This window comes from Dermatophilaceae bacterium Soc4.6, from assembly GCA_039889245.1.
Taxonomy (GTDB): Bacteria; Actinomycetota; Actinomycetes; order Actinomycetales; family Dermatophilaceae; genus Lapillicoccus.
Genome location: JAZGVH010000002.1, coordinates 4564443 through 4577976 on the forward strand (window position 1 = coordinate 4564443; position 13534 = coordinate 4577976).

6 protein-coding genes are annotated in these 13534 nt (G+C 70.0%); all 6 read right to left on the bottom strand.

All coding sequences use genetic code 11. The features are described 5' to 3' along the window. Positions 1–7: 7 nt before the first annotated feature. From V3N99_21295 to V3N99_21320, 6 genes are read right to left on the bottom strand one after another with little or no spacing between them, the layout of a single operon-like run. On the bottom strand, positions 8–1183 hold the full coding sequence (locus V3N99_21295) for a hypothetical protein (protein MEO3939258.1): 1176 nt from the start codon (positions 1181–1183) through the stop codon (positions 8–10). After that, positions 1180–2238 carry a hypothetical protein gene (locus V3N99_21300; protein ID MEO3939259.1) on the bottom strand — a complete coding sequence of 353 codons (1059 nt, stop codon included), beginning with the start codon at positions 2236–2238 and terminating at the stop codon, positions 1180–1182. The genes V3N99_21295 and V3N99_21300 overlap by 4 nt, the downstream gene beginning before the upstream one ends. Further along, on the bottom strand, positions 2235–4925 hold the full coding sequence (locus V3N99_21305; GenBank protein MEO3939260.1) for a hypothetical protein: 2691 nt from the start codon (positions 4923–4925) through the stop codon (positions 2235–2237). The genes V3N99_21300 and V3N99_21305 overlap by 4 nt, the downstream gene beginning before the upstream one ends. Next, positions 4925–7345, bottom strand: a complete 2421-nt coding sequence (locus V3N99_21310; GenBank protein ID MEO3939261.1) for a hypothetical protein — start codon at positions 7343–7345, stop codon at positions 4925–4927. Before V3N99_21310 ends, V3N99_21305 begins: the two co-directional genes overlap by 1 nt. Before the next feature lie 4 nt (positions 7346–7349). Next, the gene (locus tag V3N99_21315) at positions 7350–10019 is read right to left on the bottom strand and encodes a hypothetical protein (GenBank protein MEO3939262.1); all 2670 of its coding nucleotides are present in this window, start codon (positions 10017–10019) and stop codon (positions 7350–7352) included. After that, positions 10009–13467, bottom strand: a complete 3459-nt coding sequence (locus V3N99_21320; GenBank protein MEO3939263.1) for a tubulin-like doman-containing protein — start codon at positions 13465–13467, stop codon at positions 10009–10011. Before V3N99_21320 ends, V3N99_21315 begins: the two co-directional genes overlap by 11 nt. Positions 13468–13534: the final 67 nt, after the last annotated feature.

Sequence of the window (13534 nt, forward strand, 5' to 3'; positions counted from 1 at the left end):
GGAGGGGTCAGACGGTCGGGATTAGACGCTTCTCGGCGAGGATCCACAGCAGTGGGTCGAGGACCCGGTAGGGCGAGATGCCGTAGGGAGAGAGACGCTCACCCAAGGGAAAGTCCCCAAGCGACGAGAGGCCTATGAAGCGGTGGCGGTAGTGCGCCGCCAGCCGGACGAGCTGGTCGGCCTCCACCTCGTGCAACAGCCCGCGGATCTCCTCGTGCAGCAGCTGCGCGTCCTGCTCATCGTAGGAGCCGGTGAGCGCGGGGCTGCGCACCATGGCCGACCCGGGCGGGATCATAATTCGGCCGAGGGTGGTGTCGGGCACGCGCCGCAGTTGTTGCACGGCGTCGAACTTCGACATGACGACGGCCAGCCGCGGACGACCGGCCTGAACCAGGCTCAGCACGGTGCCGAGGACCTGCGCGGGATCGGCCACGCCCTGTTGCATCTGGCGGGGGATCAACCCCTCCAGGGCCCCCGCGACATAGGGCACGGTGAGGGGGTCGAAAAGATAGACCACGAGGTCGGCGGAGGCGAAGAACGTCAGGTTCGCGTCTTCCGGGGTGCCGCCAGCGAACTTTTCCAGGTCCTCGCCGGCCACGTCGCGCAGGATCAGGTGGGTGCGCTGCCGGGCGAGGGTCCCGAGGTTCATGATGAGCGGAAAGCGTTGGTAAGACTCGGTGCTCGCTCGCGGAGTGGCGCCCATGATCGTCGGCTCCACCGGCTCGCCCAAGGCGTCGGTGACGGCGAAGAGCGCCTTCTCGTAGGTCTCTCGGTAATTACGGGCCGAGAGTGGGTGCGCCCAGCTGAACGACGAGCCGTGCCGACCGACCAGATCGGTCAGGAAGCGGATGAGAACCCCTACGTAGACGCTTTTGCCGGTGTTACGAGCGCCGGCCATGGCGACGGTGACGGTAGTGGACCCGAGCCACGAAGGAGGGAACAGGAAATGGCAGTAGGGGCAGGCGGGCCCGGCGGACCTCCCGCACGTCGGGCACCCTGTGCGCTCGGGTGCTGCGGCCTTCACGGCCGGGTCCCGCACCCAGTCGACGGAGCCACCCACCGTCGCCTTCGGCCCCAGCCAGGCCTGGGCGACCTCGTCGGGCTTCTGACAGCTCGGGGTGTCGCACTGCCAGCGGCGGTAGGTGTCGTTCTGCTCCTGGAAGCAGCATGGGCACGCCGTCATGTCAGGAGCCTCTTCGCGTAGTCGGACCGCGGATCGAAGCACGATCGCAGCAGGCCATAGATGGTCTTCCGATAGTCGGCGTCGTCAGGCCCGAGACCCGGCCGCCAGACACTAACCGGCATGCCGAGTGCGGCGGTCAGGGCCTCATCGTCGTGACCGGCGCTCATGAGCACGAGGTGCCGGGCCTCACCCTCGACCTCACCGGACCGGGCGATCTGCTCGGCATCAGCCGGCACGGAGTCCGTCACCACGTAGGTCATCGTGTTGTCGACGACGGAGTTGGCGACCAGCTGCTCGTGGCCCAGACGGCCCCCGATAAAGGCGGGCCGGGCCAAAAGTTCCTGCGCCACTGCCGCCCCGGGGCTGCTACCCGGCGCGCCGCTGCCCAGCCAGGTGACGTCGAGATCGACGAGGCCCACCCGGAACGACTTGCCCCACGAGAGCACGTGCGACATCCCGTGCAGCGCGTTCACCAGGGCCTCGAGATCTCCCCCTTGGGCCACCGGCAGCATTGAGGCAGAGGCATCGACGCAGACGGTCAGGTTGAGGTTTTCCGACGCGTCGACGACCTGGGAGTCGAGGCGGGACCTCACCTCCGCGAGTGCATGCCGGGCGGCGGCCGACAGCGAGGGGTCCGTAGGAGCCACCTGCCCCTCGGGGAGCGCGACGGTGAGCTGGGGGTGAGGTCCGCCGCCATCGACGGCGAGGGTGACCAAGATCGCCGAGCGGATGCCCGAGAGGTCGACCGCGGGCAACCGGACGGCCGGACCCGCTCCGGTGGCCCCGACGTCCAGCGTCGGCCGACACTCCACGCCGGCAGCGAACGGGACGCCGTCGCTGACGACGTGCAGCGAGGCGCGGTCGATGGCGTATGCCGCGGGGTTCTGCAGGAGCCACTGGCCGCCCAGAAGGCGCGGGGCGGGGAAGGCGGCCGAGGACGGCACCGTCCTCACCTCGAGGTGCCACCCGGTGGTCGGCAAATCGAGGTGCACCATGATTCGGTCGCTCGACAGCGTCACCGACCCTTGGTCGCGGGTCAGCTCATACGTCGTCACCAGAGTCCCTTCTTCTCGCCGGCGAGCTGCCGGACGCATTCCACGACATCCTTGGCCAAAGCGTCCAACTGGTCCTTGTCGGCCAGCGGCAATGACATGGCCATCCGGCGCACCAGGGCCAACCTCACCTGCACCCGGTCCTCCTTGTGGGTGCGCGCCCACCACCTCGCGAGCTCATGGGCCAGTTGCCCAGCCAATGGGTCAGCTCCGAAGGCCCGCTCCAGGGCGACATCCGCTGGGGTCGCGAGTCCCGCCCGGGGGCCCGTTGTGAGCGCCGTCGCGGTGACGATCGCGCAGGCCAACACGCTGGGGTCGAAGCGGACAAGCCTCTGGGCCTCGACCATGTACTCGACCATACGGTCGAAGGTGCGCTCCAACCCTCGCGGCTCGGCGGTGAAGGCACCAGCAGTCGCAACCGCCCGGGGGAGCGGTGCGGCGGTCCAGGCGGCCACGGTGTCCGCCGCACGGATCTCACCGACGATGAGATCGCTGAAGGCGTAACCGTCGAGAGTTAGCTCGTACGCTGTGTCCAAGAGCCGCACAGCACCCGACGCCATGGTTCCCCCACCCCAGCGCTTCAGGCCGATGACCCGCAGGCAGGTCGCGGCCCTCATCCGGTTATCTTTGTGGGCCGAATGCAGGCCCACCCGGGTACTGAAGGAGCTGTTGTAGGCGAGGGCGACGACCATCTCGAGGAAGTCGGCCATCTCCACGGTCATGAGGTCCGCGGCCGCATCCACAGCCGTGAGGGCAGAGACGACCACCCGCTCGTCCAGGGCGCCGAGGACGGTAGCCGGCAGGGCAGCGAGGGTCCGCCACGTAGCCGGCCCGTCCCAGAAGGCCAGTCGAGTCAGGGTCACGACCGGCACATCGGCATCCATGAGCGGCGTGCGCGCCATCGCCCCCAGGGCCGCCGACTGCACCTGCCGTCGGTCTGTCGACGACCCCTCGCTCAGAAGGTGGCGTGCGTACCTGGCGTCGAGCACCGTCCAGGTCCGATCGTCGGGCAACGCACGATCTGGGTAGAACCACGCGAGCACCTCCGGGTCGAGCGACGAGGCATCGGGCTGGCGGCCCACGACGTTGCCGACGACCCGCCGTACGAGGTCGCGCATGAGGGTGGCGGAGAGGCCGCTGAGGCGGGCTCGCAGGTCGGGCCGGTGCGTAATGTCGGCCAGCTGCGTTTCGACCAGGATCTCGACGTCGTCGGGCAGGTCGCTGAGCCGACCGGACCAGCCCTCCGTCATCGCGAAGTCGAGCAGCCGCAGGGCCCGGACCAACTCGTCCTCACCCTTGTCGCGCCGGATGAGCCCCACGCGGTGGGTGACCAAGGCGTCGAGCTCGACGTGCGACGACAGCTGCCGGATGTGCGCCCCCGAAGGGGACCCCTGCGGTCGGCGAAGCCACTCATCGTCGTCGAGTGCGGCCAGGATGTAGCGCTTCCACATCAGCTCGGCGAAGGCACCGCCGGTGGTCTCCACCATTGGCCACAGATCGGCTGCGGGCCGGCGCGTCGATCTTTCGAGGAGAGCAACTACCGGAGCCCAGCGAGCTTGGTCAGCGACGAACTCCGGTGGCGACGTCGACAGGACCTTCAGCAGGGTGGGCGCGACCACGGCATAGGTCTCGCCGTATTGGGCCATCGCGGCGGCCAGCGGCCACCAGGGGGCGGGCACCCGGCCTACCGAGGCCGCGATCTTGTCGGCGAGCGCCAACACCCCGTCGACGTCCCCACCCAGCGAGAGCAACACCGAGGTCAGCTCACTGAAGGGGGTGGAGGGGATCTGCTGGCCGCCCGGACCGACGTGGTCGACGGGGGCTGTCCCGAGGGTGTAGTCGTCCTCGTCGGTGGTCAGCACGACGAGCTGGGGGGTCCGATCCACCAGGTCGAGCTCGACAAGAGGGACGCAGACGAGGTCGAGCTGGCGGCTCCTGGCGCGGGGCACCTCCGATGCCCGCTCCCGCAACGACCAGCACCAGTGGGCGGCGGTGGTGGGTGGCAGCAGGAACGACAGGGCGGCCACCCACTGTGCCGCGTCATGGGTGTCAGCAACACCGAGGACGACGGTGGCCCGGTCGCGGTTGCGTTGAGCCGTCACGACCGCGTCGAGGACGACCCCGATGACGTCGAGGCGCCACGCCGAAGGGTCGAGGAGGAATTGGACGGCTCCTTTGCGGTTGGTCGGCCCCACCGGCAGGGGGCCGAGAGGCAGGGTTGTCGCGGCGACCGCGTCGGCGCCGAACGGACGGGCCCACCACCGTGCCCCCCAGAGCTGGACGGGGCGCATCGACCCGGTCAGCGGCGGCCCAACCACGATGTGCACGAAGACGTTGCCGGGGCGACCGCTCTCGTCCCGGCCAGCCGGGGCCGTGTGCCACCACACCGGGCGGCTCGGCCCTCGGCCGTCGTCGGGTTGAGGCAGGGCGGCGAACACCAGCCGGGCGGGGATCGCCGCCACCTCCGCTGGGGTGGGGAAGTCCGGCAGGGCAACCCCAAAGTCCACTTGAGCCACCACCGCCGACAGGACGGCGGTGCGCTCCTGCTCGGACAGATCTCCCGTGGAGGTCGTAACACCGTAGCCTCGCAGGCTCGAGCTGTAGCCCAGCTGAGCAATCGGGGCGACGTCGCGCCCACCCTCGACCGTCGGCTGCCCGGCGGCGACAGCCCCACCGCTGGGACCCTGCATCACCAGTTCCCCAGTCGCAGTTGTTCGACCGGGGGGTCGAGCACCACTACGCGCGCGAGGCGGGTGACCTCGTGATGCGGGTCGAACTGCGGGAAGACCCTCAGGCACCCGAGAGGCCCCCCCCCGAGGGGCCCGAGGTCGACCCGCCACTCCAGCGTCGCGGCCTCTCCGACGAGGCCCGCCGGCTTGAAGGTCGTGCTGGCAGGGGTGTCTTGGCTGGCGTGCAGCCGGACCGGCAGGGCCTGCCCGTCGCCAGCATGCAGCGGCATCCGCACCGGGTTGTGGATGCACAAGAAAGCTGGCGCACCCTGCACGGGCACCTCGGACCAGACCTTCACCAGGGCGTGGCTGGGCTTCATCATCAACCGCTTCTTGATCGAGCAGCTGTAGCGGATGATCACCAGGCTCAGGCGGTCCACCCAGGTGGGACTGCTGACCTGGCGCTGGCCGTTGTCGAAGCTCACGGCAGTCGCGACGATCCTGCAGTCGTCCTCCGGTCGCAGGGCGAGGTGGACCCCACCTAACCGCCGGTAGCGCTCGATCGTGACCTCCTCGATCGGCTTACTTTGGGCGGTCTGGACCGGGTCGCCGCCGTGGCTGCCCCGGTAGAGGAAGACCGCAGTGGCTCCGGTCGGCCAGGGGAAGGTCACGGTCTGGTCGGTCACCCGTTCGATGAGCCTGAGGTCAGTGACCGCGGGGACGCGGACAGCACTGCGACTCGTGCCGATCATCCGCTCGTCGCCGAGCGCGGTCACCGGCGTCAGCACCATGCGCGCCAGATCCAAGGGCCAGGCGACCCCCGTCCACCGGACCCGGCGGGAGCCGTGCGCCGCGTCTGCGGGGTGGCGGACCTCCATGTCGCTCTGCAGACCGACACCGCCCAGCGCCTCCGCCTTCAGCACGCGGTGCTCCGAGCCGGCCGCCGGGCCCTTGGGGCTTCGGTAGATCTTGACCTCACCAACGGGCGGCGCGGTCCATGCCAGGTCGATCCGGCCATCCGCCGAGTCGAGGACCACCAGGTCCTCGACGGGGGTGAGCACCGCTCGGGGCGTCACTACCACGTCGTGGGCAGGCCCGACGTGCTCCTGGCCGTCGGCCTCGGCCACCACCTGCAGCCGGTAGACGTATGACTCGCCCGGGGCGGCATCGTCATCGACGAAGCCGCCGAGGTGGTCGGTCTGGGCACCGATCAGGTACCGCGCCAGCGTCGCGACAGTCACCGTGGGTCTCAGGCGCGCGGGGATGCGGTACACCCGCACCCGAGCGGCCCCTGCAGGAGCCGACCAGTGCCCGATCACTCGGTTGCCGTCCTCGTTCACGGAGTAACCGGTAAGGGGCTGCACCACGACACCCGCGGCATGAAGCCGGGGCTGGGAAGACGCCGCGGACTGCGCGTCCGGCCCCTCGTTCACCCAGACCTGGAGATGGCGCAGGATCGACTCCTGGGGCTCGACGTCGACCGCGGTCGGGTCTGTGGTCACATCCACTAGACGCGCGTTCTCCGGGGTGAAGGGCGGGTAGTCGTCGCGACAGACAACCCGGTAGATCACCACCCCAGACGCCGGGCTCAAGGGTGACCAGCTCGACCGGACGACTCCCTCGCCCATGTCGAAGGCCACCGGGATGCTTGGGGCCACCGGCACGTCACCGAGGTAGGCAGCGAACGCGAGGTCGCGGGTGGAGACGGTCGGCTGGGCGGGCGCGGGCTGGCCAGGCTGGGGCCGGCTCGCCTCGGATGGATCCGGCTCGGTCGGGCTCTGCCCGGCAGCGCTCCCGTCGGTTGGGTTACTTGCGACGTCCGCCGCCGACGTCGCAAGGAACCCGTCGGCGGTGAGAGCGTCCGCAGGGGCGGCGGGCGGCTCCGCGGACGCGCCGACACCGGCCAAGGCGCGCAGCTCAGCGAGGAACGGGTATACGACCTCTGGCAGCTTGCGGCTCAGCTTGGCGTTGTCGACGCCGCGGCTGCGCTCGAGGGCGCCCTTCATGTCGATGAGCGCTCGGTCTGGGAGGCGTCCGATGTCGCCGTAGCCGGCCGCCGCCTTCGCGTCCTGCCACTGCTTGAGCCGGTCGAGCAGCGGGGCCGGATCGGCCGGGGTGCTGGCGGGCCGACCGCCTGACGACTCGGCCACCGGGGGCTGCCGGACGCTGCCATCCGCCATCAGGGGGGACACCCGCAGAAGCACCCGCGGCGGGAGGCGCTCGGGGATGTCGGTGACCCCCAGCTTGACCTGTGTGACGTAGAACTCGAGCACCGGGCGCCAGCGCTCGAGTTCCGGTGAGCCACCCGGGGCCACTGCCATCGCCTCGGCCACGGCCTCGAGCTCGGCAGGGGACGGAGGGGAGTCCCCCGTCGCGTCGCTGCGCTGCGACCAGGCGCCTAGGATCGCCTTCAGCCGTTGTATGTCGTCCAGCTGACTCATCTGCTCACCAAACCTGGGAGGGATCGGGGGTGGGCAGGTATTCGCCAGTAACATGCGAGACCCCGGGGTGGCGCTGGGGCACCGACTCCGGCGGGGGCTGCGCCGGCGGTGTCGGCTCGGGCGGCACGCTGACGGGTCCCATCGTCGCGAGGTCGTCGCCGGAGCCTCCGACCGAGAACTGCACCATGAGCTGCACCCAGCCCAGACCACGAGGGGTCACCCGCTCCCACGACTGAGCGACCTTGTGCAATCCTTTGTTGCGGCCGGTGGGGGAGAAGGGCGTGCCGGACAGGTATTGCGCGTCCGAGGGTTCCTGCGCGACGCGATAGGTGCTCAGCGGGATCCGCCGCCCCGACACTTTGACCTCTCCGACCAGGTCCGCCAGCAGCCGGTCGTCGCGTGTCACCCGGCCGAGGATCGAGGCCCACAGCACGCTGGACCCAGAGGTGGCCACGCCGTCGGCGTCGAGAGCGTCCGCCACCGCCCTCACCAGGGAGTCGTCGGGGACCCGGGCATGGAAGAGCCGCTGAGGGTCGCCCCCCAGCGAGACCCCACGGGCCCCGAGGTCGTCGACCTCCTGCTTGAGGCAGCTCTCCCAGGCGGAGGTCAGCCATCCCGCCTCGAAGGCCCCCTGCTTCAGGACGTGCCCAACCTTGGCCACGCGTAGCCCGTCGGGGACGGCGTGCGCGAAGCGCACCGAGAGCGGCAGGGGATCGGCCACCGCCTTACGGGCGGTGCGTATGTGCGCACCGGAGGCGAGGGGGTCGGCGAGGAAGGCACCGAGGATTCGGGCCCAGGTGAGGTACATCCGGTAGCAGTCGCCGAGGTTGCGGGCATCGGTGACGGCGTCGAGCAGGTTGGCCTGCGCGAGCTCGGCCCGCGACGCGGCTGCCCGCCGCCGGTGCAGGAGCTGGAAGAGCTCTCTCTGGCTCGACATGAAGACAATTAGGCTCGCCATAAGCCACCCCCCCACGAGGACGACGGCGAGGGCCGTGGCCAGGAGCCAGCCGATGATCGCCATGCCGACGAGGACGCCAACGGTCACCACACTCGCGACAGTGATCCCGAGCACGACCAGCAGTCGCGCGGCCAGCGACCGCTGTGACGCAGGGGCCTCGTCCTCGTGCGTGCCGACGTCCCGCAGGATGCCGAGATACTCCTGGATCTCTTCGACGCACCTGCCGTAGTCGTGCCCGATGCGGCGGGCCACCTGGAAGCCGAAGGTCTGGTTGCGCGCCTTCATCCACGCCTGCAGGGATCGCGCGACGGACCCGACTTCGGGCCCTAGGTCCTCGTCGTGGTCGAGATAACCCAGCTGCTCGTGCAGGCCGATCGCTCCGAGGTAGTCGGATGGGGCCAACGCTATTTCACCCAGACGGACGGACACCCCGCCCGCGGGGAGTTCGAAGCCCTCGATCCCCGAGCCCATGCAGTCGGAGGCTCGCGTCAGCACCGCGATCTGCTCACCGATGACCAAAGGCGGCATGAGCGAGTCGCGTTCCAGCCCGTCACACAGCGTGAAGCACCCCTCGGCGAGGTCCTTCCACAGGGAGGACAGGTCGATGTGCACGTCGTGCCCGGTGGTCTGCGACGTCAAGACCGACCCGAGCTGGCCCAGCTCGTGTAGCTGGGTCTGCCAGTCTGCTGGCGCCCTGCGGATGTACGCCTGGCCGGGCATGATGGCGCGGTAAGCCGAGGCATTGCCGAAGACGAGGTCGCTGACCCGGCTCGCGACCCGGGCCTTGCCGACAGCCACGGTGCGTCGCCACCATGCCCCGGGCGCACCCCGGAGAGCGGCGGCGAGGAATGAGAACAGCATGCGCAGGGCCTCGAGGACCTTCACCTCCCGCAGTGGCTCCTCCTGGGGCCTGCTGCGAGGACGCAGCAACTTGGGCCCCCACCGCGACCACAGTTTCTCTGCCATATCGGACGTGGCCAGCGAGGTGCTCTCCACGTGGGTGGAGCCGGCCGTGCCGACGTATGGAGCAGGGAAGACCCCCCCGAGGTTCACGGTGCCGTCCCGCAGCAACTCCTCGACCTCGCCGGCGTCCAGGGTCGTCAGGTAGCTGCGGGCCGTCCGCACCTGGTTGCCCGGAGGAGCGACCAGGTCGTCGAGCGGGGAGCTCGGGATGTCGAGCACGAGTCCCGCAAGCGCGGCGACCGTGGGGGTGGCGTAGCGGGCGAGGTCGTCGGGGGTCGAGTAGTCGGGCAGGTCCTCCCGCGCGGCCTCGGGGGTGCGGCCGTGTTCAGGCGAGACGAGCACGTTGTGCCAGCCCTCGAGCACCAGAGGAGCGGAATTGGCCAGACCCCGCACCAGGATGAGGTTCATCTGCACTATTCTCGCCGAGGAGGCTTCCCGCAGGAGGCTCACGAGGGTCAGGGCGGACGCGGCTGTCACGCTAGGGACACCGCCCAGTGGACTGCTGAGCAGCACGACGCGCACCCGCCCGGGGTCGCGGTCGGCGAGGTGGCTCGACAGCCGGACGGGGGTACGTCCCTGCGGCCCGATAACCCACGAGGCGCCCAAGGTGCCAGCCAGCCCGGTGCCCGGGGCACTCGAGGTCACCACGAACTCTCCGAGGACCCCAGCGGCGCACCAGTCGGCGAGGTGGCCGACGACGGCCTGCAGTGCCCCAGCGGGCGGGACGAGCACGACGACCAGGTCAGAAGACATCGTCGGCCACCTCGCTCGTCGGGGGCTTGAGCATGGGGACGAGGGTCTGACAGGCCCAGAGGACGTCTTCCGCGAGGTCGGCGAACATGGGGATGCGTCCGGCCTGCTCGCGGTTGACGAGGCTGGAGGCACCGCCTTGGTAGCCCTCGGCTGTAGATTCGATCGTGGCCAGCCAGGCGATCGACGCCTCGGAGCGCTCGTCCGGGGTACTCGCAGGCGTCACCCCACGGATCCTGGACAATCCGCCCTGCGCGGTCTGCCCCGACACGAGCCAAGACGCCAGCAGGTCCTGCGCCGCGAGTCGGAACATGCCGCTGGCGTTGTTGGCCGGCTCGGCCGGTCCGCCATCGTAGAGCCGCCGAAGGGTCTGGTAGGGCCGCATCGAGCTGCCGACGGGGTTGTCGCCGAAGCGCGCCACCGCCAGCAACGACGACTCCAGCACGGCGGGCAGCCAGTCGTATAGGGCCTTGAACCGCTCGGGCGGGGTGAGCAGCGGGTGGGGGAAGGCGAGCCACTGCGAGGTCGACTCGTCCCAGATCCGCACGGGCTGGTCGTAGGGGGGTGCCGGGATGGTCACCCGCCCGATCATTTGCCCTAGGAACCAGCCGGCCACCATTGAGCGCCGCTCCGACTGCCCCATTGGTAGGCACGCCGGTAGCCTCCGTGTCCTACGCAGGCGCCAAAACTGCTGGCGCGCACCGAAGTCCGAGGCATTCCACTGGGCCACGATGGGGCGCAGAACGCCGTCGAAGACGAGGGGCGCGAAGTTCTCGTAGGAGCCGAAGACGTCGAGCCGGGTGACGTCCGAGCCGTCGAGTGCGCGTTCTAGGTTGGCCTGGCTGTCGGGGTGAGTCCGGGAGTCGTCCACGAGGACGCGGACTAGGCCGGTCTCGAGCTCCGGAAGGTCCTTGAAGGGCACCTCGGAGAACTTGTATCGGAAGCGGACCCCTGTCGAGGCGTGGAGGGTCTGCACCGCAGTTGCGTCGACGCTGATAAGCGGCAGCGCCATCGCCAGCGCCTGCCGGAACTTCAGCAGCAGGTCCTGCTGGCGCGCCGGGCGTCCGGCCTCGAATATGTCGCCCCCCTTGGCGTACTCACGCAGCGACAGCATGGTGTAACTGTGGAACGAGGCGTCGGGCCGCTTGACGTAGGTCCGGGCCCGGGCGACGAGCTGGGACGGCCGCACCGCGAGGTCGTACGATGCGACCTGCGGCACCGTAGGTGCTCCCTCCAGGTTGACGGGCAGTTCGCGCGTGCGCCAATTGGCTAGTCGGGTGAGCAGTCCGCCGGGTGGCAGCGTGCTCCCGGTGGTCGGCCAGGTTCCCCGGATCACGGACCTCACCACCGCGCGCCGTCGCTCTGGGGCGTCCCCGGCCGTCGACGTGCCCAACGAGGTGGTCAGGTCGTGCTCGTACTGCGCCATGAAGGCGCTCGACGGCGTGACGAGGACCTCGTTGGTCGCCTCGGCCCACCGGTCGGCCACGGCCTGGTCGTCGTCGGACGGCCACATGCGGTAGACGTCCGTCTCGATGCGGGCGATCCCGAGGAAGGCGGTCTCATCGGTGCGGGCGTTCTCGAGCAGGGCCATCGACTCGGACAGGGCGAGCACCAGCCGGTCGACAACCCCACTGAGCATGGAACGCAGCACCGGTGCCGCGAGCGCGCACCACTCGCGGCGGATCTCGTTACGGGCGTGCGTGACGTACTCCGCCACCACGTCGTTGACGACCGGCGCGGTGTTGACAACCTCACCCCGCAGCCGGGCCAGCAGGTCCTGAACCTTTGGCGGCACGGTGACGGGCGCTCCGGCACCACGACCCAGGCTCTCGAGCGACGGTGCGACGAAGGAGTCGAGGTGCTCGCGCAGCCGCTCGAGCAGGGTGCGCGCGTAGGGCATCCCGTGGGTGGCGACGGCGTCCTCCGAGGTCGACTCGACCCGCTGGACGAACCCGTCGACCCAGGTGTGGACCAGAGCGTAGGCAGCGCGTTGGACCTCGTCGCGCAGGCCGAGCCTCGACCCGGTCAGCGCCGCCTGCACGGCGGCCACGATGTCACTCGCCTGGGTCTTCCCCGCAAACAAGGGAAGGTGCCCAACCAGCTGTGACTCCACGGCCGCTGCACCCATTTTCAAGGCGTCGTCCTGGGCCATCAGCGCCTGCACCATCGCCTTGACCTCGCTGCTGAGATCGGGTGAGGTGCCGCTCGGGAGACCGAGGCGCTGACAGACGACCCCCCACTGCGAGTCGACGAGGGCCCGGGCCTGCTCGGGGCCACCGGCCCGGCTCGTGGGTTGCAGGTGCCCACCGAGGAGGTGGTCGACAGCGGTTCGGGCGATCCGCTGCGCGGAGTACTCCGCGTAACGGTCCCGTCCCATTGACAGGGAGCCGAATCCGAACGACCCCCATTGGGTGTCCTCGGGCGTCTGACCCCAGGCGAAGAGCTCGCGGCGTGTGGCGACCGGCTGGGGGTTGCCGAGGTCGTAGGACACGAACCCGTCGAGTGCCGAGGCGCTTGACACGAGGGCGGCGAGGGCCCGCCCGGTCCCCCGGTAGACCGCCCCGGGCGTACCGTCCCCGAACCTCACCGCCGAGCCCGCCAGACCGACGTTGCGCCCGATGGGGAAGACTCGCGCGAAGGGTCGGGCGGGAAAGCTTAGCTGCCCGAAACCGAGCCGGCCCAGGACATCGGCGTCGTCGTCGCCCGCAGCAGCCGACTGGCTGGCGATGATCTCTCCGAACATGGCGAGCGCGTTGGGCCGGACACCCTGACGGCTCTGCTCCGGCAGGCTCTCGAAGACGTCGGCGCTGGCCATGAAGACCGCCACGAGGTTGGCGTCGACGCCACGGACCCGCGACAGCAGCCTACCGACGTCGAGGGCCATGGACGCGCCCGACCCGCCGGCCATCGAGCTGACCACGAGCACCAACGGGGTGTCGTTCTCGGCGTAGGGTCCGAGGGCCGGCATGGCCCGTGCGGCGCGGTGCATCGACGCCGTCGCCTCTGTTGTCGACAGCCGCCCCCATGCCGCCTCGAGCTCGCGGTTCAGCTGGGTGATGCGGGAGAGTGTGAGCACCCGGCCGATGGCGCGGTACTGCCCGGCCCCGTCCTGTACGGGCACCTGCACGGCCTCCGGCCGGTCCGGAGCCCAGGTGCCGATGGCCCCGAGCCCGCCACTGTTCTGGAGCTGCTGGGATACCCCGGCGTCGACCAGGGGATAACCGGTAGCACTGGGGGCGCAGGAGACGTAGCGACCACCCTGGTCGACGATCGTGCCGAGCGAGGGTGCTACTGGGTCGGGGTTCTGCGGGACGTCGATCTGCACGAACTGCCACCCACCCGGGAGGTCGCCGACTTCGTGCTGGCCGAGATCGGAGCGCAGCTGGTCCATGAGGTAGGCCAGGATCGCTCCGCCCGTACCGCCGCAACCGACGAAAAGGATCTTGCGCATGGGTCGAGCTCCTCGTGCTGGGTGAGATCAGGTCATCGAACGGTCAGCGGGGATGGCGGTGGCTCTC

Coding starts and splice junctions, on each gene's coding strand:
- V3N99_21295 (MEO3939258.1), bottom strand. CDS start 1,183: ATGACGGCGTGCCCATGCTGCTTCCAGGAGCAGAACGACACCTACCGC.
- V3N99_21305 (MEO3939260.1), bottom strand. CDS start 4,925: ATGCAGGGTCCCAGCGGTGGGGCTGTCGCCGCCGGGCAGCCGACGGTC.
- V3N99_21310 (MEO3939261.1), bottom strand. CDS start 7,345: ATGAGTCAGCTGGACGACATACAACGGCTGAAGGCGATCCTAGGCGCC.
- V3N99_21315 (MEO3939262.1), bottom strand. CDS start 10,019: ATGTCTTCTGACCTGGTCGTCGTGCTCGTCCCGCCCGCTGGGGCACTG.
- V3N99_21320 (MEO3939263.1), bottom strand. CDS start 13,467: ATGCGCAAGATCCTTTTCGTCGGTTGCGGCGGTACGGGCGGAGCGATC.